Raw genomic sequence first — 21,496 nt, 5'->3', positions numbered from 1 at the left:
TCTTCAGAAAAGAAAAAGAGACATTAAATCGTAATTTCAATTTGATTACCTTCAGGATCGCTTATTACACTTTCGTAATAGCCATCTCCAGTGAAACGTGGCCCATTTAGTAAAGGATAACCAGCATCTTTTAAGATTGTAGTAATTTCATTTACACGTTCCTCACTGCCTACTGAAAACGCCATATGTGCATAGCCAGTTATATTAAGATTAGGCTCATTTTCAATACCTTTTTTGCGCATAAGTTCAAGCCTTGCTCCAGTTTCAAACGTAATAAAATAAGATTCGAATTGTTTCGCTTCATTATGATATAAAGAGTTTGCTTTACCATTAAAGTACTTCGTATAGAAAGTACGCATGAATTCTAAATCATTTACCCAAATTGCAATATGTTCTATTTTCATAGTTTTCACCAGCCCTAACTTAACTAATTAGGCTTTCACTTTATAAAAATTGTTTCTGTATTGCAAGAATTTTGACTGGGTGTTAAAGGAGGGTGTTAATTTTTGGTTATACATGAGCATATAATGTGTAAGTAAAGAATCAACATAGTTTTTACAGAAAAGGGTGAATGAAGTATATGAATCCATTTGAGCAAATGATGTACGTTGGTGTCATCATGTCTATTGTACTATCTGTAATGATTTTAGGATCTTTATATTATAATCCGCGTCTTTCGTTAACTGATTATCCAAAAGATATTCAAAAGGTAGTTTTTCCAAAATCGATTTATGAAGAAAAGCAAACAATCTACTTTAATATTGCATATCATGCGATTCTTTTCGGTACTCCGTTCGTTTCTACATATATACTACATAAACATGAAAAATTATTGTATATAGATGCCTATTTACATACTTTTGGTATTTTAATGATCTTCAATTTAGTTGATTTGTTTATAATCGATTGGCTAATTTTTTGCTGGATTACCCCGGAATTTGTTGTTATTCCTAGTACAGAGGGGATGAAGGGATATAAAGATTATAAGTTTCATTTAAGAGGTGCTATAGTTGGCACAAAATTTTTAGCAATCGTAAGTTTATTTTTGGCGGGAATTGCGACAACGATTTAGTATGCAAAAGGGCATGAAGAGTTTATAGAAGATGAAGAGATTGATAATGTATAGAATTACAAATGAGAATTTGATACTATTGAAGTGGAAAGTTTTAAAAACAGTATATTAAGCGGTATTAATATACTATTGCAAATGTTTTGATACGCTGTGGAATTTCCTGGTTTTATGGAAATTTTTCATAGAATACAAAAAACGTAATGGAGGCTAATATGAAAAAAGTAATTGGAGCAGCAACAGCAACTGTTTTTGGGTTGGGGGCTTTTACCACAACTGCTATCGCAGAAACGATCGTAACAGCAGATGTACTCAACGTACGTGAAAAACCGACAACGGAATCAAAAGTTGTTGAAAAGGTAAAAGAAGGACAAGAGTTAAAAGTAATAAATACCGAAGATGGATGGTCAAAAATTGATTTAAACGGTAAAGAAGTGTTTGTAAGTTCAGAGTTTACAAAAGATGTGTATCATGTAACAGCGAATTTGTTAAATGTCCGTTCTGATGCAAATACTGAATCAGAAATACTTGGTAGACTGAAAAAAGATGATGTTATTGAATCAACGCATCAAGTAAAAGACGGATGGCTGCAATTTGAGTATAAAGGAAAAACAGCCTATGCAAATGTTTCTTTCCTAACAAGTACAGCACCAGTTGAAAAAAAAGCTGAAGAGAAAACAAAGCAAGTAGCAAAAGTACAAAAAACGGTTAAAGCTAAGGAAGAAGTGAAAACACAAAAGGTAGCAAAGCTTAAGGAAGAGGCGAAAGTCCAAGAAGTAGTAAAACCTAAGGAAGAAGCGAAAGTCCAAGAAGTAGTAAAACCTAAGGAAGAAGCGAAAGTACAAGAAGTAGCAAAGCCTAAGGAAGAAGCGAAAGTCCAAGAAGTAGTAAAGCCTAAGGAAGAAAAGAAAGTCCAAGAAGTAGTAAAGCCTAAGGAAGAAGCGAAAGTCCAAGAAGTAGTAAAGCCTAAAGAAGAAACGAAAGTCCAAGAAGTAGTAAAGCCTAAGGAAGAAGAGAAAGCACAAGAAATAGCGAAGGCTAGAGAAGAAGAGAAAGCCCAAGAGATAGCAAAGGCTAAAGAAGAAGCAAAAGCCCAAGAGATAGCAAGGGCTAAAGAAGAAGAGAAAGCAAAAGAAATAGCCAAGGCTAAGGAAGAAGAGAGAGCAAGAGAAATAGCCAAGGCTAAGGAAGAAGAGAGAGCAAGAGAGATAGCCAAGGCTAAGGAAGAAGAGAAAGCAAGAGAAATAGCCAAAGCTAAAGAAGAAGCAAAAGCAAAAGAAGAGTCTAAAAATAACATACAGTCTGCTAAACGTGAATTAACGGTAGTAGCGACAGCATATACTGCTGATCCAAGTGAAAATGGTACATATGGTGGACGCGTTTTAACTGCGATGGGGCATGATTTAACGGCTAATCCGAATATGAGAATTATCGCAGTAGATCCGAAAGTAATCCCATTAGGATCTAAAGTATGGGTAGAAGGTTATGGCGAAGCTATCGCTGGTGATACTGGAAGTGCTATTAAAGGAAATCGTATTGATGTTTTAATGGGCTCAAAAAGTAAAGCTATGAATTGGGGAAGACAAACTGTTAAAGTTAAAATTTTATAATAAATATAGTTAACTAGATAGAAGTCAGTTCTCTTTATTGAGACTGGCTTTTATTTTTGGATCGCAACATCAGTAAGAATCGCATCAAATATATCTTTTTGCGTGAAGTTATCTGTAAAAATAGCTTCTCTGGTAACTTCAATTGTATCGTGCGGATTATACCATTTTTCTAGGGAATCCTTACCGAATTCATGTCGTTTGTCCCTTGTGTTATGTCGTCGAATCGTTTCTTTTAATGATAAATCAAAGTAATATGTATAGACGTTTCCTTCAAAAAAATGTATTAATTCTTTCAGCATATCACCGTATCTACGACTGTTTAAAATGCCTTCTAAAATAACAAATTTACATTTTCCTTTTCCGTACTTTGTAATTTCAAATAGTAAATCATGGGATAAATTCCCCATCGTATCGTGTACTCTAAGCATATCTCTACGTACAACATCCTGTGATACTAAAAGTGTACCTTGTCCGAAATGTTCTTGTAGTTGCTTTGCGACTGTTGTTTTACCACTTGCGGAGTTGCCTCTAAGAATGATTAAAGTTGATTTAAGTATAGGATTAGACATAATGTATTCCCCCAGCGCGAATGAGTATATAGAAAATTTTAACAAATAAAGTGCGGAAAGTGTATAATTAATAGGATTGAAATAAAAAGGTGGGAGTTAAATGGAACATGAATTAAATAAGGCGCAGCCGATTTGGAAAAGGACATGGTTTCGCTATCTAGGGGCATTTATAATTGTTCAATTACTATTTATTATTTGTGAGATTACAGGATGGGCACCAAATTTTAAGCCAAGTGGAGAGTTTTTAAATAGAATTTTACATTCTGAATTTTTCACGGAATGGTTCACTCCATATGAAATTCCTCATTTTAATGTGTTTACAGCATTTTTTGCGATTACATTGTTACCATACGCATTAATAGGTGTAATAAAAGAATTCACAACAAGGAAAAATATAAATAATTAAAAAGAGGTATTATATGCTATTTCAAAAAGATCATGTATCGGTACGGTACGTAAAAGAAGAGGATGCACAGGTCATTTCAAAATGGTTAACAGACCCAGAAGTCTTGCAGTATTACGAAGGGCGAGATAATCCGCAATCTGTAGAAATGGTACTGGATCATTTCATACATAATCCCAATAGTCATGAAAAAAGGTGTGTAATAGAGTTTGATAATATGCCGATTGGTTATATTCAAATGTATCCAGTTGATTCTGAGTGGAAAGCATTATATGGCTATGAAGAATCTCAAAATATATGGGGAATGGATCAATTTATCGGTGAGCCGACTTATTGGGAAAAAGGAATTGGAACGAAACTCGTTCAGGCAGCAATTACATATATTATGGAGAACACGGGAGCAGAAGCAATCGCAATGGACCCGAAAGTAAATAATGAACGTGCGATAAACTGTTATGAAAAATGCGGATTTAAAAAGGTGAAGATATTAAAGGAACATGAGCTGCATGAGGGGAAATTAGAAGATTGTTGGATGGTGGAGTATAAATAAAAGGAGCTGGGTGAAATGAAAAAAGCTTTAATAGTAATTGATGTGCAAGCAGGTATGTATACAGCAGGAATGCCAGTACATAATGGGGAGAAGTTTTTAGAAATATTGCAAGAACTTATTGGGGAATGTCGGTCTAATGATATTCCAGTTATTTATGTACAACATAACGGACCAAAAGATCATCCGTTAGAAAAAGGTACAGAGGGCTGGAAAGTGCATGAGGCGATTGCTCCGCAAAAAGGGGATCGTATTGTTGAAAAGACGACGCCGGATGCATTCCATAAGACAAACTTAAACGAAGTGTTACAAGAAAAAGGGATTGAACACGTTATGATTTCAGGTATGCAAACAGAGTACTGTGTGGATACGACAACGAGAAGAGCGTTTAGTGAAGGCTATAAAGTAACGCTAGTGAGTGATGCACATAGTACGTTTCATACAGAAGTGTTACGTGCGGAAGACATTGTACAGCATCATAATGTAGTGTTTGGAGCGTTTGCTAATGTTGTTGCGTTAAAGGATTTGAAAGTGACTGCCTCTAAATAAGAGGCAGTTTTTTATTATAAGGTATATTTGAAACATTGTTCATATAATTTCACGTATCGTATTGAATATATGAAAAAGGAGCACCACATAATTAAAAGGGCGCTCCTGCATCAAAAAGTTACTTCTTCTTATCTTTATCCAATATATTCTGCTCTTCAGCAAATTCCGTACCATATGCAAAGCGGCGATTAATATGAATGTTATCATTGTTGTGCCTTGTGTGTGAGTTAGAAAAGCGATGAACAATTACTTCAGATAATGTAAAGACAGTAGCGGAAAGGAAACTGCCCCATGCAATTTGCATGTAATTGTCTAATAAAATATTACCGAAAATCCATACGCTTAAATACGTTAGTAAGAAATCCGACATAATGGCACCGGTATTGCCAATTCGGTTTAATATGATTTTATCGACGAACATATAGGATACGATTGTAACAAAGAGACTAAATGAAATAATTTGGACGAATGTTGCAGGGAAAAATAAAGCGAGTCCAATACTAAATGCGATAATGCACGATATAAACTTAATAAGTACTACAGTAAAACCATTCAATATTTACACCTCCGATTTATACATAGTTTTACAATAAATTTAGGAGTTCATACATTGTAACAAATATATTTACATAAAACTTTTTCACGTTCGTTTTTTTTGTCTAAATATTAAAAAAACAAAGAAAAAATGTTATAGTAAAATGAGAGTATATGACATTTTTAGGTAAGGGGGAATCCATGGTGTGGATTACTTCAGAAGTAGAAATTCCAGATGAGTTAATTGATCATCTTGAACAAGGAAAGTTAGTACTATTTGTAGGAGCGGGAGTTTCTATGAAAGGGAAATCAAACTTACCGAATTTTGATGATCTAGTTGATGAAATTGCGAAAACGTTATATGTGGAAACTCGTGAAATAACAGAACCACATGATTATTATCTTGGTAAAATTGCGAAAACAAAAGATGTACATCAAGTTGCAAGAGATTTAGTTCATACTGAAAAGTCAAAGCCGAATCCGCTTCATTATGCGATTCCGAGGTTGTTTCCTTTAGATACAGAAGTCCGTATTGTAACGACAAATTTTGATCGGCATTTTACAACTGCGATGAAAGAAATGAATAGAGAATTAAACGTATATTACGCACCTGCGTTACCTACAGGTCGAGCGTTTAAAGGTCTCGCTTACATACATGGCAATATAGAACAAGAGAAAGAAGCATTAATATTAACAGATGGTGATTTTGGAAGGGCTTACTTGACGGAAGGATGGGCAAGAAGATTTTTAGTGGATTTATTCTCGAATTATACCGTTTTATTCGTTGGATATAGCCATAATGACCCAGTAATGAAATATTTAGCGACGGGTTTACCGCCAAGTACAAGGCGTTATGCATTTGTTGCACAGGGGGAAAATACGTACCACTGGGAGCATTTAGGAATACGGCCGATTGTATATCCGAATAAAGGAAATAATCATCAATCACTCGTTAAAGCAGTGAAGCGATGGGCGGAATTAATGGGAGATAATTATATTACAAAACGAATGCGAATTCGTGACATAGTAACAGTTCCGCCTTCAGTAGAGCAGGAACAATTATCATACATAAAACAATCCATAAAAAAAATTGAAACAGTCCGCTACTTTGTTGAATTTGCTCATGATTATGAATGGGTGGAATGGCTTGAAGCAGAAGGAAAATTACAAAATTTATTTTTAGTTACATCAAATGATAATGAGGTAGATGAACTACTTGCGGAATGGTTAGTGGAACAATTTCTTTTTAGTCATCAAAAAGAATTATTTCAATTAATTTTTAAAAATCATTCTAAACTATCTCCGTTATTATGGAAAACAATTTGTAGCTACTTAAACGAGACGAAAATTGAGATGGACCCGTTGTTGTTTGCGAGATGGACACTTCTTTTACTAGAAACAGCTGAAAAAGATAGTAAATCAATTGAAAAAATTTCTTATTTACTGCAAAAATGTTCTTTTCCTGAGCATAAAGAGATTGCTTTATTGTTACTAACGTTTATTTTGGATGGAAAGCTTAAGTTGAAGCGGGAAAGAAAATGGGGAAATGATACACAAGAATCGATAGAACTTGAGGAATCGAGTCGTTTACCATTGTCTACATTTTCTTATGTGGAGCAAATGTGGAATGAGAAAATGAAACCGTATATTTCCTATTATGCCGTACCAATTATGATGATGGGAATAGAAAAGATGCGACTGTTATCACTACGACAAACGGCTTTGAAAAAAAAGGATAAGGAAAATGCTGAAAAAGAGTTTCAGCAAAATGATCTTGCCTTTTTAATTCAAATTGTAAAAGAGTGTTTAGCTTATTTATGTGAAAACAATGAAAAAAAAGCAAATTATTATATTACAGAAATGATAGAAGCGAACAGCGTGCTTCAGACCCGAATTGCAATTGATGCAATGAATAAAAACATATTTATTAGCGCTGATGACAAAATAAAATGGTTGTTACAGGAAGGACTTCTTTTAGATGTCACGTATAAACACGAAGTTTTTCAACTTATAAAAAATCATTTCGCATCTTCTCTAGAAAAAACAAAGGAAGAAGTCATACAGATTGTACTGAAAGACCTTGCAGAGGAGAGAGCATTTGATGTTTGTTTAGTATTAGATTTATTGTTCACTTGTGATTCAAATAGTCCATCTACAGCAAAAGGTTATGAGGTAATGAAGCAAAAACATCCTCACTTTCATTCTGAGCGATACAGTGTACAAAAGAAAGAGACGGCAGAACAAAGTATTACTTGTAATGTAACTGCTGATGGATTATTACAGCTGAAAGACGATGAAATTATGAAACAAGTTCGGCAATTTTCTCAAGACGGAGTTTTTGAACAACGTCATTTTTTAGAGATGTTATCGAAAGCATGTAAATTGAATATAGAATGGAGTATTTCATTTGCTTATCAATTAGTTAGTATGCATGAAATAAGTAATGAAGTATGGTTTGTTTGTATTAGAGAGTGGCGAAATAACCGAGGACTGACAAATGAACAAATCCAAAAAGTTATTCCGCTATTGCAGAAATTTGTTAGAAATACTGCTTTTCATTGGTTAATAAGTAGTTTTCTATATGAAATTAGTAATCGATTAGAGGAGCTAGAGGAAAATAGCATACGCAATGTGAAACGGTTTGCTTTTTCGGTATTCCCTCAAGTAATGAAAAGTGATACGGATTTTAAGCTTGGAAAACAAGATTTTTACAATGAATCAATCCAGCATCCTGTTGGGAAAATGACAGCTGTATTATTAAAACTGTTATCATATGATCATTTATACGATCGAAACGTGTATGAATATTTATTTTTATTTGAAGAACAAGTAAGAGTTAGTTCGGAGCGGACAAATTACATGTTAGCTCGTTTAGTAGCAGATATAACATTTCTTTATCATATTGAGAAGCAATGGTGCCGAAAATATTTGTTACCGTACTTAGATTTAAAGAAGGAAAATGAGATTACGAAATATGCATGGGCAGGCTTATGTTACACGCAAATCAATTTGCCTTTATTTACAGAAATGAAGCGATTTATTAAGTATGCGGTAGAACATTTGGAAGTATTGCATCCGCATACGAGGGAAGCTTTCTTGAAATGGCTTAGTTTTGTATTTATTAAATGTGTACTGTATTGGGAGCAAAAAACAGATTGGTTATACCCGTTGCTTATACAAGAGAATGAAGAAAATAAAATTAAATTTATGCAGTTTTTATGCTATTACGTCAAAACGTTAAGTGTAAAAGAACAACAAAAATTTTGGATAGCTTGGCTCAGTATATTTTTGCGAGAGCGACCGAAAATGGGTGAAATCACAGCTAGAGAATACGTAATGCTTTTACGTATTATTTTATTTATGGATGAAATAGTAGAAAGAGGATTATCGATAATATGTAAATCATTTTCGGACGTGGGTGGAAAAGGGAATCAAACGGAGATAAAACAGTTATTGAACGAAATACTTGAAAAGACAGAGCGTATAAAAATGTCCAAAGATTTGTATGCAAATGTATTTTTCACTTTACTGCAAACGCTTCAGGAAGCCGATTTACTTGAAACGGAAATCATTCGAATAAAAGAAGTATTAATCCGGTATGGAGTAGAAAAGTATGTATTAAATGCAATAGATAATGAGATAATTCGCATCGGAATTGTGATGGAGAATTTACAAGAAGAAATGTAGGGCGAAAGTGGAATTTTAAAAAATATATAAAAAGTTGTTGACAGTGTTTTGAAAAGCGTTCTATAATACGAATCATACTTATTCAATTTCAAAAAACATTTGAATAAACAAAGTGCAATGAAGAGATCACAGTAGTGGTTAGTCTTACTGTAACAGAGAGCTGGTGGTTGGTGTGAACCAGTACAGGGATAATCATGAATTACAGTCTTGGAGCATCTTTTTCGTAGTAAAGATAGTTTTATCTTTATGAAGAAAAAGCGGTCAATTGATCGTTAACAGTGAAGAGAGGTAGACGGAAAGTTAGTCTACAACTAGGGTGGTACCGCGATAAATATCGTCCCTACTGATTTATTCAGTAGGGACTTTTTGTATTTTAGTGGTCCAACTTGAAAATTAAATATACATGCGTTGAAAGGAAAAGCAGTAGTTGTTGTTTCCCTGTAACAGAGAGCTGGTGGTTGGTGCGAACCAGTACAAAAACAAGAGCGAATTACAGTCCTAGAGCATCTTTTTCGTAGTAAAGATAATATTGTCTTTATGAAGGGAAAGACGGTCAGATGATCGTTAACAATGAAGAGAGGTAGACGAAAGAAGTCTACAACTAGGGTGGTACCGCGATAAATATCGTCCCTACTGATTGAATCAGTAGGGATTTTTTGTACAAAAAAGTGGGTTTTTATCTAGTAGATAGTGTCCTTATAGTAAGTATTCGTTTAAAATAAGAAGAGGTATCGATTCCACTTAAAATTTGTATAATTTATCAGTTCAGAAAATAGAGAATTTTTCATTCTCTTACTATACTTTTAAAACATTAGAGGAGGATTTCCAAATGGCAAATCATGAATTAGATCAATTACGTAAACAGGTAGATGAAATTAACTTACAACTATTACACCTTTTAAACAAACGTGGTGAAATCGTTCAAAAAATTGGAGAGCAAAAGCAAGTACAAGGTACGAAACGCTTTGATCCAGTACGTGAGCGTGAAGTACTTGATATGATCGCAGAACATAACGAAGGACCATTCGAAACGTCAACGGTTCAACATATTTTCAAAACAATCTTCAAAGCAAGCTTAGAATTACAAGAAGATGATAACCGTAAAGCATTACTAGTATCACGTAAAAAGAAACAAGAAAACACAATTGTTGATGTAAAAGGTGAATTAATTGGAAACGGAACACAAACGTTCATTATGGGACCATGTGCGGTAGAAAGCTTAGAACAAGTACGCCAAGTAGGGCAAGCGATGAAAGACCAAGGGTTAAAATTAATGCGCGGTGGTGCTTTCAAACCGAGAACATCTCCTTACGATTTCCAAGGTTTAGGAGTAGAAGGATTACAAATTTTACGCCAAGTAGCAGATGAGTTTGACTTAGCAATCATTAGTGAAATTTTAAATCCGAACGATGTTGAAATGGCATTAGACTACGTTGATGTAATTCAAGTTGGAGCACGTAACATGCAAAACTTCGATTTATTACGAGCTGTAGGTAAAGTTAACAAGCCAGTATTATTAAAACGTGGATTAGCAGCAACAATTGATGAGTTCATTAACGCAGCTGAATACATCATTGCACAAGGTAACGACCAAATTATTCTATGTGAGCGTGGTATCCGCACATACGAAAGAGCAACACGTAACACATTAGATATTTCAGCAGTACCGATTTTAAAGAAAGAAACACATTTACCAGTTATCGTTGACGTAACGCATTCAACTGGACGTAGAGACTTATTATTACCAACAGCGAAAGCAGCACTTGCAATTGGCGCGGATGCAGTAATGGCTGAAGTACATCCTGATCCAGCAGTTGCATTATCAGATTCTGCACAACAAATGGATATTCCAGAATTCCATAGATTCATGGATGAGTTAAAAGGATTCAAAAATAAATTATCTTAATTCCATATCATATATGCGCTGAAGAGGAAACAGTAGTGCTTATTTCCCTGTTATAGAGAGCTGATGGTCGGTGTGAATCAGTACAAAGATAAGCATGAATTACAGCCTTGGAGCATCTTTTCCGCCAACTGTTGGAGGGAAGGACGGTCTAATGATCGTTAAAGAAGAAGAGAGGTAGACGAAAGTTGTCTACAACTAGGGTGGTACCGCGATAAACATCGTCCCTACTGAGCGCTCAGTAGGGACTTTTTTGTACAAAAAAATAGTAAAGGGGCAAGAGAAATGAGATACATTACAGCTGGAGAATCACATGGGCCGCAGTTAACAGTTATTTTAGAAGGTGTACCAGCAGGTTTAACATTAACAGCGGAACATATTAATAAAGAATTATTAAGAAGACAAAAAGGGCACGGACGCGGAAGACGTATGCAAATTGAAACTGATACAGTTGAAATTGTAAGTGGTGTTCGTCACGGGATGACACTCGGCTCGCCGATAACGTTAATCGTAAAAAATGATGATTTCAAACATTGGACGAAAGTAATGGGTGCAGAGCCAATTTCGGAAAAAGAAAGTAAAGAAATGAAACGTACAATTACAAAACCACGTCCAGGGCATGCGGATTTAAACGGGGCAATTAAATACGGTCACCGTGATATAAGAAACGTGCTAGAGCGCTCATCTGCAAGAGAAACGACAGTTCGTGTAGCTGCTGGTGCAGTTGCGAAACAAATTTTAAAAGAATTAGGCGTAGAAATTGCAGGGCATGTACTTGAAATTGGCGGAGTAAAAGCAAAACATATTTCAAACTTATCAATTGAAGAGATTCAAACCATTACTGAAAACTCACCAGTTCGATGTTTAGATAAAGAAGTAGAACAAGAGATGATGGATGCGATAGATAACGCTAAAAGTAGCGGAGATTCAATCGGCGGCATTGTTGAAGTCATTGCAGAAGGCATGCCAATAGGGGTTGGTAGTTACGTTCATTACGATCGTAAATTAGATGCAAAACTAGCTGGTGCAATTATGAGTATTAATGCATTTAAAGGTGCTGAAATTGGCATTGGTTTTGAAGCAGCAAGACAGCCAGGAAGTAAAGTGCATGATGAAATTTTATGGGATGAAGAAAAAGGATACACGAGAAATACGAATAATGCCGGCGGCTTAGAAGGTGGTATGACAACAGGCATGCCAATTGTCGTAAGAGGTGTGATGAAGCCAATACCTACATTATACAAACCGTTAGCAAGTGTTGATATTGATACGAAAGAATCATTCCAAGCGAGTATTGAAAGATCTGATAGTTGTGCAGTACCAGCAGCAGGTGTAGTAGCTGAATCTGTTGTAGCATGGGAACTTGCACACGCACTAGTCGAACAATTCGGAAAAGATCGTATAGAATTAATTCAGCAAAACATTACGCAACATAATAAATACGCAAAAGAATTTTAATAAAAAGGTGGTTTTAACATGCAAGTAAAAGATCAACTCTCATCATTACAACCATATACACCAGGTAAATCACCTGAACAAATGAAAGAAGTGTACGGAAATCATACATTTGTGAAATTAGCATCGAATGAAAATCCATTCGGCTGTTCCCCGCGTGTGTTAGATGAGTTGCAAACATCGTGGTTGGAACATGCTTTATATCCTGACGGAGGTGCTACAATGCTCCGTCAAACAATTGCAAATAAGTTACATGTACAAATGGAACAAGTACTTTGCGGAAGTGGATTAGATGAAGTCATTCAAATAATAAGCCGTGCAGTACTTAAAGCAGGAGATAATATCGTGACGGCTGGTGCGACATTCCCTCAGTACCGTCATCATGCAATTATTGAAGGCTGTGAAGTGAAAGAAATCCCTTTAAATAACGGAGTATACGATTTAGACGAAATTTCGTCAGCGGTAAATAATAATACGAAAATCGTATGGATTTGTAATCCAAATAACCCGACAGGCACATATGTGAATGATCAAAAATTGTCTCAATTTATTGAAGGTATTAGTGAAAATACGTTAATTGTCATTGATGAAGCGTACTATGAATACGTAACAGCAAAAGATTTCCCAGAGACATTACCGCTTTTAGAAAAACATAAAAACATTCTTGTACTTAGAACGTTTTCTAAAGCATACGGATTAGCTTCTTTCCGCGTTGGATACGCGATTGGACACGAAGAGCTGATTGAGAAATTAAATGTCGTACGTTTGCCATTTAACGTATCTTCATTAGCGCAAAAAGCAGCGACGATTGCTTTTGGTGATGACGAGTTTATTGAAGAAATAGTTCGTGTGAATACAGAAGGATTACAACAATACGAAAGCTTTTGTAAGGAAAAAGAAATTCCATTTTATCCATCGCAAACAAATTTCATCTTCTTGCCAGTTGAGAATGCTGGGGAGATTTATGAAGCTTGTGCACACGCAGGATTTATTATTCGTCCGTTCCCAAATGGTGTCCGTATTACAGTCGGAACAGGGGAGCAAAATGAAGGAGTGATTTCAGTGTTACAACAACACTTTGAAAATAAAAAAAGAAAGTCTCGAGATGAGGCAAATGCGTAAAAAGGTAGTTTTAATTGGAACAGGTTTAATCGGAGGCTCTCTCGCATTAGCAATTAAGAAAGAGCACGATGTAACGATAACAGGTTATGATATTTTTCAAGAACAAGTAGAGCGTGCACAAGAATTACACGTAGTAGATGAAGTAGCGGTAGATTTACAGCATGCGTGTGAAGAGGCGCATTTAATTGTTTTTGCTTCTCCAGTTGAAGAAACGAAGAAGTTATTACACAAATTAGCGTCATTTCGTTTACGAGAAGATGTTATTGTAACCGATGTTGGTAGTACAAAAGGGACGATTATGAATGAAGCGGAAGCTTTATTTTCAAAGGAAGTTTCTTTCATTGGTGGACATCCAATGGCAGGTTCTCATAAAACGGGCGTTGAAAGTGCAAAAGCACATTTATTTGAAAATGCATTTTACATTTTGACACCGATGAATCATGTGCCAAATGAACATGTGGAAGAACTAAAGCGTTGGTTACAAGGGACAGGATCTCATTTTCTCGTTTTAAATACGGAAGAACATGATTATGTAACAGGAATTGTAAGTCATTTTCCGCATCTTATTGCAGCAGGATTAGTAAAGCAAGTGGAGAAACATGCAGGAGATAATCCACTTATTCATCAACTAGCTGCTGGAGGTTTTAAAGACATTACACGTATCGCATCTAGTAGCCCAAAAATGTGGAGTGATATTGTTAAGCAAAATCGTGAGCATTTAATGGTATTATTAAAAGAGTGGATCTCTGAAATGGAAGATTTATATGATACAGTTTCTACTGGAGATGCAGGCGAGATTCAAAACTATTTTGCAGACGCGAAAGAATACCGTGACTCTTTACCAGTACGAAAAAGAGGGGCAATTCCTGCCTATCACGACTTATACGTCGATGTTTTAGATAAAGTAGGAGCATTGGCTCACATTACGAGCATTTTAGCGCGCGAAGAAATTAGTATTACGAACTTGCAAATATTAGAAGCGCGTGAAGGATTGCTTGGGGTGTTACGTATTAGCTTCCAAAGAGAAGAAGATCGTATGAAAGCAAAGCTAGCGCTTGGAGAAGAAAAATACCAAACTTATGAAACAATTTAAATGAGAAGGTGAAAACGTGAAGGAAAGAACGATACAACCTGTTAATAACGGATTAAATGGCAACATTACAATTCCAGGTGATAAATCCATTTCACACCGCGCTGTCATGTTCGGCGCGATTGCAGAAGGAAAAACAACAATTAAAGGTTTCTTGCCTGGTGCAGACTGTTTAAGTACGATTTCTTGCTTTAAAGAAATGGGAGTAGACATCGTGCAAAATGGTGATGAAGTCACTGTAGTTGGTAAAGGATTAGAAGGTTTACAAGAACCGAAAGCTGTATTAGATGTTGGTAATTCTGGTACAACAATACGTTTAATGTCAGGAATTTTGGCAAATACACCATTTTTCTCTTGTGTACAAGGTGATGCATCTATTGCAAAAAGACCGATGAAACGTGTTACAAATCCATTAAAACAAATGGGTGCAAACATTGATGGCCGCGAAGAAGGAACGTTTACACCGTTAACGATACGTGGCGGGAATTTAAAAGCAATTGAATACACTTCACCTGTAGCAAGTGCACAAGTTAAGTCAGCTATTTTACTTGCAGGACTTCGAGCAGAAGGTGTAACAGCTGTTACAGAACCACATATTTCACGCGATCATACGGAAAGAATGCTTGAAGCATTTGGCGTTAAAGTAACGCGCGAAGGAAAAACAGTAAAACTTGCAGGTGGACAAAAGCTAACAGCAACAGACGTTCAAGTGCCAGGTGACGTATCGTCAGCAGCATTTTTCCTAGTAGCGGGCGCAATTATTCCAAATAGTAAACTAGTATTACAAAATGTAGGGATGAATCCAACTCGTACTGGTATTATTGATGTATTAGAGAAAATGGGTGCTAGGTTTACTGTAGAACCAATTAACGAAGGAGCATCAGAACCAGCTGCAAACATTACAATTGAAACATCCTCATTAAAAGGAACTGAAATTGGCGGAGATATTATTCCAAGATTAATTGATGAAATTCCTGTAATTGCTTTAGCAGCAACACAAGCAGAAGGAATTACAGTTATTAAAGATGCGCACGAATTAAAAGTTAAAGAAACGAACCGTATTGATACAGTCGTTGCAGAATTAACGAAGCTAGGAGCTCGCATAGAAGCAACTGAAGACGGAATGATTATTTACGGGAAATCAGCTCTAAAAGGTAATACAGTAAATAGTTACGGTGACCACCGCATCGGAATGATGCTTGCGATCGCTGGATGTATTGCAGAAGGAAAAACGACGATTGAAGATGCAGAAGCAGTAGGCGTATCATATCCTACATTCTTCGAAGAACTTCAAACGTTAGCTAAATAAAGTGAAACTTTAATCAGTGGGGGGTTCTTAATCCCCCACTGATTATTAGTTGAACCAATCGGACTTTTACGGGCAGTTGATCCCTCACCTAAATTCTTTGCTTTCGCTAAATTTTGAGGTGGGGGTCTTACTGCCCGTTAAAGCGGGATAAAGTAATAAGAAGCAGATACGGGATGTATCTGCTTTTTTATATTGGATTCGTTTCGTGAAGTTCATATAATTTCATTCACCGTACTGCAATATTAAGAATTATGGTACAATTCAAACAAGGAATGGAGGAGAAGTATATGAACGTTATACGATTAAAAGAAGATAAATTCAAAGAAGCATTACGCTTATCAGAATACGCTTTTCAATATAAAGTTGAAGAGGAACGATTGCAGCAGCAACTTAAAAAGATGAAAGAAAGTCATGAAATATACGGTATTATGGAAGGGGAAGATTTAGCAGCAAAACTGCATCTCATTCCGTTTCATATATACATAGGTAAAGAAAAATTTAAAATGGGTGGCGTTGCAGGGGTAGCGACGTATCCAGAGTATAGAAGAAGCGGGTATGTAAAAGAATTGCTTCAACACTCACTACAAACGATGAAAAAAGATGGATATACAGTATCGATGCTACATCCATTTGCCGTTTCGTTTTACCGTAAATATGGATGGGAACTTTGTGCGAACCTCCTTGTATGTCAAATGACAAAGAGCGATTTAGTAATGAAAAAACAAGTAAACGGTACTGTGAAACGATTCAATAAAGAAAATCACTCTGAAGAGGTCGAGAAACTTTATGAAACATTTGCAAAACGTTTTTCCGGTATGCTAGTTCGCGATGAAAAATGGTGGTTACAAGCTGTTTATGATGATTTAACATTAGGGATTTATTACGATAAAAATAAAACGGCAGCAGGCTACATGCTATATAAAATTGAAAACAGCAAAATGACAGTAGAAGAATTTGTTCCACTGCATAATGAGGCGCGAAATGGCCTGTGGAACTTTATTTGTCAGCATGATTCTATGATTAAAGAACTTGAAATGACTGTAAGTGAAAACGAACCGCTATTATATACACTGCAAGAGCCACGCGTGAAGGCAGAAATAAAGCCGTATTTTATGGGAAGAATTGTAGATGTAGAGCAGTTCCTAAAACAATATGAATTAAATTGGAACAATGTACAGCAAGAAGTGATTTTACATATTACAGATTCGTTTGCACCGTGGAATAACGTATCAGTGAGGCTTGCGAATCATGAAATAACAATTATGAAAGAGGAAACAATAGATAAAGGAATTAAGCTGGATATAAATGCATTATCTACAATAATGTTTGGATACAAACGTCCGTTAGAACTTAATGAACTAGAATTCATTACCGGAAGCGAAGAGGAAATACAAGCATTTGAAAATATAGTTCCAGCACGTAAAGCATTTATTTATGATTTCTTTTAAGATTTAAATAGGAAATGGGGCTGTCTCAAATAAAAATTTGGGACGGCGTTCTCTTTAATTGTCGGTTTTTATCGGTAAGTCTACATATTTTGAAAATCGCTGATATAAATTGATTCACAAACAAGGGATTAAAATGGCAACTATACGTAGTTACGCACTTGACTTTTAGTTCCTGTAATTTATAATTAAAAACGGAATGAATTTTCATTCCTGAAAATAGAGGTGGAAAAAATGGCTAAAAACAAACAAGAGGATATTTTTGATGCTGCGATGCAACTTTTTGCAGAGCGTGGTTACGATGGTACGACAATTCCAATGATTGCTGAAAAAGCAAATGTCGGTGCGGGTACTATTTATCGCTATTTTGCAAATAAAGAGGCACTAGTTAACTCATTATTTTCAAAAAGTATGTTACAGCTTTCTGAAATGATAAAAACGGATTTTCCTGTTGAAGCAAATATTCGTGAACAGTTTAGTCATACGTATAACCGTTTATTTGAATTTGCGAGAAACAATGTGGATGCTTTTTTATTTACAAATTCTCACTGCGATAGTTATTTTCTTGACGAACAGAGTAAGAAAATATTTGATGATTTTATAGGCTTCTTTATGAATATTATTGAAGATGGAATCGCAAAAGGTTTTCTTCGTCCATTGCCTCCAGTTGCTTTAATTATTATTGTATATCAACCGTTAGAAAAATTAACGAAAGTAATTGCAACAGGGCAATTAGAATACTCGAAAGAGTTAGTAAAAGAATTGGAAGAAAGCTCTTGGAATGCTATTAGAATCATTTGATTCTATAGCTTTATAAGGACAGGAATGAATATTCATTCCTGAATAGATTTAAAAAATGAAAGTAGGAGAGGATATTTGTGCAACCAAGGGAATGAACATTCATTCCGGAAAGAGTAGTTTAATAGAGTTTATAAAATAAATTAATAGAACGATAGGAATGAACGTTCATTCCTAAAAATAGTTTCAAAATAATAGGAATGAATATTCATTCTTAAACTAACGTGAAACTTTCAAAACGGGAGATGATAAATATGAGTAAGCTAAAAAATTGGAGAAGTTTATCTTTTCTATTATGGATAGTTATTACTATTACAATGATCGTAACGATGCCTAATATGGATAAATTAGTGAAAGAAAAAGGGCATATTACGATTCCTAATACAGAGCAAAGTAGTATCGCTGACAAAATGATAAGAGAGATGGATAAAGACGGGACAGAAAAATATGATGTTATAGCTGTTTTTAATAGTGGAAGTAAAGCAGCTTTAACAGCGGAGCAAAAAGATGAAATAATAAAAACAATCAACGCCCTGCAAAATGAAAAAGAGCAATTAGGAATTAAGGAAGTTGTTTCACATTTAGATAATAAAGACTTGGAAAAACAATTGATATCTAAAGACAATACGACTATTTTAACGCAAATCTCTGTGGATAAAAAACATGGTGAAATATCAAAAATTGCAAATGGGCTTCATAATAACATTAAACCGAAGGGCGTTAAAACGTACTTAACAGGAAGTGATTTAATAGCGGGTGATTTTCTTACATCCTCTCAAGAGGGAGTGAAAAAGACAGAAATTATTTCTATCATTTTCATTTTAGTTGTATTAATCATTGTATTTCGTTCACCAATTGTTCCAATCGTTTCTCTTCTTACAGTTGGTGTATCGTACTTAGTTTCAATGGGGATTATTGCTCATTTAGTAGATCAATTTAATTTTCCGTTTTCTAATTTTACACAAGTGTTTGTAGTTGTTGTCCTGTTTGGGGTTGGAACAGATTATAACATTTTATTATATACAAGGTTTAAGGAAGAATTAAGTAAACAAGAAAATGCATTTTTAGCTACGAAAGAAACGTTTAAATCGGCAGGGAAAACCGTTTTATATAGCGGAATAGCAGTACTAATTGGTTTTGCATCTCTTGCTTTAGCGAGTTTTAAACTGTATCAATCTACTTCAGCCGTAGCAATTGGTGTCGCAGTATTATTACTCGTATTAACTACGTTAAATCCATTTTTCATGGTGCTATTAGGAAAAGGAATGTTTTATCCAGTAAAAACATTTAAAGGCCATGAGGATAGTCGTTTATGGGGATTTCTTGCGAAAAACTCAGTAGTAAGACCATTCGCAGCTTTAATCATTGTATTTGTGATATCGATTCCTTTCGTAATGAAATACTCTAATACACTAAATTACAATGATTTATTTGAAGTAGATAATAAATATGAGTCGAAAATGGGGATAAACGTAATTGAAGAGCATTTTCCACCTGGTTTTTCTTCACCAAGTACGTTAGTCATTCAATCGGATAACAAGTTAGACGAGGCGAGTTCTCTTCAAACTTTAGATGAACTAACTGATAAGATTTTGAAAGTGAAAGGTGTTTCAGAAGTATATTCACCGACGCGTCCAACTGGTGAAAGGATAAAAGAACTATATATAAATAAACAAGCGGGAGAACTAAATACAGGTTTAGGAGATGCTAATGGTGGTATAAAGGAAATTAATGATGGATTAACTACTGCGAAAGATGAAATGGGTAGTAAAGACTCAAATAGTCTTGCAAACGTTCAAAAGTTAATTGATGGAACAAACGAAGCGAAAAACGGTGTAACAGCATTAGGAATAGCTTTACATCAACTATCAAGTGGTATAAATGACGGAGCACAAGGTGCGCAGCAAATTGAGAGTGGATTAACTTCAGTAAATGAAAATATAAACGTTTTATCTAATGCAACTTCACAACTTCATGCTGGTTATTCGCAGTTAGAAAAAGGTTTAAGTTCTTACGATCAATACTTCGGAAGTATTTCTCAAGCCATTGATGGTGCGAAAAAAGGCTATGAACAAATTGAAATGCTAATGACCAATTTCATTCAAACGAAACCAGAATTAGCAAATGATCCGAACATACTGCAAACGATAGGAATTGCTAAAGAGGCTCAAAAGCAATTAGGTGTGCTTTCCAATGAATTAAATCAATTAGCAACGCAGCATAAAGCAGCGATGGGCTCATTTAAAGAAGCAAATCAATCGTTATTGAAAGTGGATAACGGCTTAAAAGAAATGAACAATGGAGTTACTAAATTACAAAAAGGAGCAGCTGATCTTAAAAATGGATTAGATGAAGGTGCTTCAGGTTCAAAACAAATTGCGAACAAGTCATCTGAGTTACAAACCGGATTAACAAATATAAATGATGGGCAAGGCCAATTATTAACCGGGCTGAAAGACTTGCAAGAACAGATGGGGCAATTACAATCAGGATTATCTAAAAGTACAGAAGGGCTTGAAAAGGTAAGTAACGGACTAGGGGATGCTCAGAAATATTTAGGAGAACTGAATGAATCAAAAAGCTCTGAGGAATTTTATATTCCAAAAGAAGTTTTAGACGGAGAAGATTTCCAAAAAGCATTGAATACGTATATGTCACATGATAGAAAGACTGCTAAAATGACAATCATTTTAGACGTAAATCCGTATTCAAAAGAAGCGATGCCAATCATTGAAGATATTAATAAAACGATAGACGGTACGTTAAATGGTACAGAATTAAAATCAGTCAAAAAAGCGATCGGCGGTACAACTGCTAGAAACGTTGATTTAAAAGAAGTAACAGGTCAAGATTTCTTACGTACAGCTACGATTATGTTAATTGGAATTGCGATTGTATTACTCGTTATTACACGGTCATTTTTAAATACAATCTTTATTATTGGATCTTTAATATTAGCTTATTTTGCATCACTTGGTATAAGTGAACAAATTAGTACACACTTACTAAACGTAGAGTCATTAAGCTGGAATGTACCATTCTTTAGTTTTATTATGATTGTCGCTTTAGGTGTGGATTATAGCATTTTCGTAATGATGCGTTACAATGAGTTAGAGGGAGACCCAGCAACGAAAATTGTAAATGCCTCTCGTCACATAGGAGGAGTCGTATTATCAGCGGCACTTATTTTAGGTGGTACATTTGCTGCATTAATCCCTTCAGGTGTATTGACACTTATACAAGTAGCATCTGTTGTTAGTGTTGCGCTGTTACTATTAGCTATTATTGTAATGCCAATATTGTTACCTGCTTTAATAGGGTTAACGAATAAAATGAAGAATTATACGAAGAAATTAAGCAAAAGAAAATAAGAAAAATCCCCTTTTAAAAGGGGATTTTTCTTATT

At 35.2% G+C, this 21,496-nt stretch carries 17 protein-coding genes and 3 other annotated features; of the genes, 14 read left to right on the top strand and 3 right to left on the bottom strand.

Features of this window, described 5'->3' with window-relative positions; all coding sequences use genetic code 11:
* Window positions 1–23 precede the first annotated feature (23 nt).
* Entirely contained in the window at window positions 24–404 is a 381-nt protein-coding gene (locus tag MR115_RS03180) for a VOC family protein (RefSeq protein ID WP_063259471.1), read from the bottom strand.
* A gap of 176 nt (window positions 405–580) precedes the next feature.
* Here MR115_RS03180 and MR115_RS03175 point away from each other — a divergent pair, with 176 nt between their 5' ends.
* Entirely contained in the window at window positions 581–1,072 is a 492-nt protein-coding gene (locus MR115_RS03175; protein WP_242239837.1) for a nitroreductase, read from the top strand.
* A gap of 212 nt (window positions 1,073–1,284) precedes the next feature.
* Complete coding sequence (entB, locus tag MR115_RS03170; RefSeq protein ID WP_242239836.1) at window positions 1,285–2,679, top strand: cell wall-binding protein EntB; 1,395 nt, start codon at window positions 1,285–1,287, stop codon at window positions 2,677–2,679.
* A gap of 50 nt (window positions 2,680–2,729) precedes the next feature.
* Here entB and MR115_RS03165 read toward each other — a convergent pair whose 3' ends face one another.
* Window positions 2,730–3,248 carry a kinase gene (locus tag MR115_RS03165; protein WP_242239834.1) on the bottom strand — a complete coding sequence of 173 codons (519 nt, stop codon included), beginning with the start codon at window positions 3,246–3,248 and terminating at the stop codon, window positions 2,730–2,732.
* A 100-nt stretch (window positions 3,249–3,348) separates the two neighbouring features.
* On the opposite strand from MR115_RS03165, the gene MR115_RS03160 reads away from it, so the two are divergent.
* Genes MR115_RS03160 through MR115_RS03150 form a run of 3 tightly spaced genes read left to right on the top strand, consistent with a single transcriptional unit; the run spans window position 3,349 to window position 4,747 of the window.
* On the top strand, window positions 3,349–3,654 hold the full coding sequence (locus MR115_RS03160; protein ID WP_242239832.1) for a YfzA family protein: 306 nt from the start codon (window positions 3,349–3,351) through the stop codon (window positions 3,652–3,654).
* A gap of 13 nt (window positions 3,655–3,667) precedes the next feature.
* Complete coding sequence (locus MR115_RS03155; RefSeq protein ID WP_242239830.1) at window positions 3,668–4,201, top strand: GNAT family N-acetyltransferase; 534 nt, start codon at window positions 3,668–3,670, stop codon at window positions 4,199–4,201.
* Between the two features lie 15 nt (window positions 4,202–4,216).
* Window positions 4,217–4,747, top strand: a complete 531-nt coding sequence (locus MR115_RS03150) for a cysteine hydrolase family protein (RefSeq protein ID WP_242239827.1) — start codon at window positions 4,217–4,219, stop codon at window positions 4,745–4,747.
* Window positions 4,748–4,865: 118 nt separating this feature from the next.
* Here the strand turns inward: MR115_RS03150 and MR115_RS03145 are convergent, their stop codons facing one another.
* Complete coding sequence (locus MR115_RS03145; protein WP_001013095.1) at window positions 4,866–5,303, bottom strand: YndM family protein; 438 nt, start codon at window positions 5,301–5,303, stop codon at window positions 4,866–4,868.
* Between the two features lie 152 nt (window positions 5,304–5,455).
* Between MR115_RS03145 and MR115_RS03140 the strand changes: the two genes are divergently transcribed.
* From MR115_RS03140 to MR115_RS03100, 9 genes are all read left to right on the top strand, one after another.
* A complete protein-coding gene (locus MR115_RS03140) occupies window positions 5,456–8,968 on the top strand; it encodes a DUF4020 domain-containing protein (RefSeq protein WP_242239826.1) in 3,513 nt (1,170 codons plus the stop codon).
* Window positions 8,969–9,076: 108 nt separating this feature from the next.
* Window positions 9,077–9,313: a binding site (T-box leader), on the top strand.
* Window positions 9,314–9,367: 54 nt separating this feature from the next.
* Window positions 9,368–9,603, top strand: a binding site (T-box leader).
* Between the two features lie 194 nt (window positions 9,604–9,797).
* Window positions 9,798–10,874 (top strand): bifunctional 3-deoxy-7-phosphoheptulonate synthase/chorismate mutase, encoded by a 1,077-nt coding sequence (locus tag MR115_RS03135; RefSeq protein WP_001273575.1) that lies wholly within the window; start codon window positions 9,798–9,800, stop codon window positions 10,872–10,874.
* A gap of 9 nt (window positions 10,875–10,883) precedes the next feature.
* Window positions 10,884–11,103, top strand: a binding site (T-box leader).
* Window positions 11,104–11,156: 53 nt separating this feature from the next.
* On the top strand, window positions 11,157–12,329 hold the full coding sequence (gene aroC / locus MR115_RS03130) for a chorismate synthase (protein WP_242239824.1): 1,173 nt from the start codon (window positions 11,157–11,159) through the stop codon (window positions 12,327–12,329).
* Between the two features lie 18 nt (window positions 12,330–12,347).
* The gene (gene hisC / locus MR115_RS03125; RefSeq protein ID WP_242239818.1) at window positions 12,348–13,448 is read left to right on the top strand and encodes a histidinol-phosphate transaminase; all 1,101 of its coding nucleotides are present in this window, start codon (window positions 12,348–12,350) and stop codon (window positions 13,446–13,448) included.
* Window positions 13,441–14,541, top strand: coding sequence for a prephenate dehydrogenase (gene tyrA / locus MR115_RS03120; protein ID WP_242239816.1), 1,101 nt, complete (start codon window positions 13,441–13,443; stop codon window positions 14,539–14,541). The genes hisC and tyrA overlap by 8 nt, the downstream gene beginning before the upstream one ends.
* Window positions 14,542–14,557: 16 nt before the next feature.
* Window positions 14,558–15,847, top strand: coding sequence for a 3-phosphoshikimate 1-carboxyvinyltransferase (aroA, locus tag MR115_RS03115; protein WP_242239813.1), 1,290 nt, complete (start codon window positions 14,558–14,560; stop codon window positions 15,845–15,847).
* Window positions 15,848–16,134: 287 nt separating this feature from the next.
* Window positions 16,135–17,295: a GNAT family N-acetyltransferase gene (locus MR115_RS03110; protein ID WP_242239811.1), complete on the top strand. Its 1,161-nt coding sequence runs from the start codon at window positions 16,135–16,137 to the stop codon at window positions 17,293–17,295.
* A gap of 231 nt (window positions 17,296–17,526) precedes the next feature.
* Complete coding sequence (locus tag MR115_RS03105) at window positions 17,527–18,093, top strand: TetR/AcrR family transcriptional regulator (RefSeq protein ID WP_001107306.1); 567 nt, start codon at window positions 17,527–17,529, stop codon at window positions 18,091–18,093.
* Between the two features lie 251 nt (window positions 18,094–18,344).
* Window positions 18,345–21,461, top strand: coding sequence for an MMPL family transporter (locus tag MR115_RS03100; RefSeq protein WP_242239808.1), 3,117 nt, complete (start codon window positions 18,345–18,347; stop codon window positions 21,459–21,461).
* Window positions 21,462–21,496 lie beyond the last annotated feature (35 nt).

The organism is Bacillus cereus group sp. BfR-BA-01309 (assembly GCF_022664315.1).
Classification (GTDB): Bacteria; Bacillota; Bacilli; order Bacillales; family Bacillaceae_G; genus Bacillus_A; species Bacillus_A mobilis.
The sequence above is the reverse complement of the archived record's forward strand: the minus strand, read 5'-3'. Positions and strand labels throughout refer to the sequence as shown.

Excerpts from the sequence above, each read along its gene's own strand:
- MR115_RS03180 (WP_063259471.1), bottom strand. The coding sequence starts at position 404 with ATGAAAATAGAACATATTGCAATTTGGGTAAATGATTTAGAATTCATG.
- MR115_RS03175 (WP_242239837.1), top strand. The coding sequence starts at position 581 with ATGAATCCATTTGAGCAAATGATGTACGTTGGTGTCATCATGTCTATT.
- entB (WP_242239836.1), top strand. The coding sequence starts at position 1,285 with ATGAAAAAAGTAATTGGAGCAGCAACAGCAACTGTTTTTGGGTTGGGG.
- MR115_RS03165 (WP_242239834.1), bottom strand. The coding sequence starts at position 3,248 with ATGTCTAATCCTATACTTAAATCAACTTTAATCATTCTTAGAGGCAAC.
- MR115_RS03160 (WP_242239832.1), top strand. The coding sequence starts at position 3,349 with ATGGAACATGAATTAAATAAGGCGCAGCCGATTTGGAAAAGGACATGG.
- MR115_RS03155 (WP_242239830.1), top strand. The coding sequence starts at position 3,668 with ATGCTATTTCAAAAAGATCATGTATCGGTACGGTACGTAAAAGAAGAG.
- MR115_RS03150 (WP_242239827.1), top strand. The coding sequence starts at position 4,217 with ATGAAAAAAGCTTTAATAGTAATTGATGTGCAAGCAGGTATGTATACA.
- MR115_RS03140 (WP_242239826.1), top strand. The coding sequence starts at position 5,456 with ATGACATTTTTAGGTAAGGGGGAATCCATGGTGTGGATTACTTCAGAA.
- MR115_RS03135 (WP_001273575.1), top strand. The coding sequence starts at position 9,798 with ATGGCAAATCATGAATTAGATCAATTACGTAAACAGGTAGATGAAATT.
- aroC (WP_242239824.1), top strand. The coding sequence starts at position 11,157 with ATGAGATACATTACAGCTGGAGAATCACATGGGCCGCAGTTAACAGTT.
- hisC (WP_242239818.1), top strand. The coding sequence starts at position 12,348 with ATGCAAGTAAAAGATCAACTCTCATCATTACAACCATATACACCAGGT.
- tyrA (WP_242239816.1), top strand. The coding sequence starts at position 13,441 with ATGCGTAAAAAGGTAGTTTTAATTGGAACAGGTTTAATCGGAGGCTCT.
- MR115_RS03110 (WP_242239811.1), top strand. The coding sequence starts at position 16,135 with ATGAACGTTATACGATTAAAAGAAGATAAATTCAAAGAAGCATTACGC.
- MR115_RS03105 (WP_001107306.1), top strand. The coding sequence starts at position 17,527 with ATGGCTAAAAACAAACAAGAGGATATTTTTGATGCTGCGATGCAACTT.
- MR115_RS03100 (WP_242239808.1), top strand. The coding sequence starts at position 18,345 with ATGAGTAAGCTAAAAAATTGGAGAAGTTTATCTTTTCTATTATGGATA.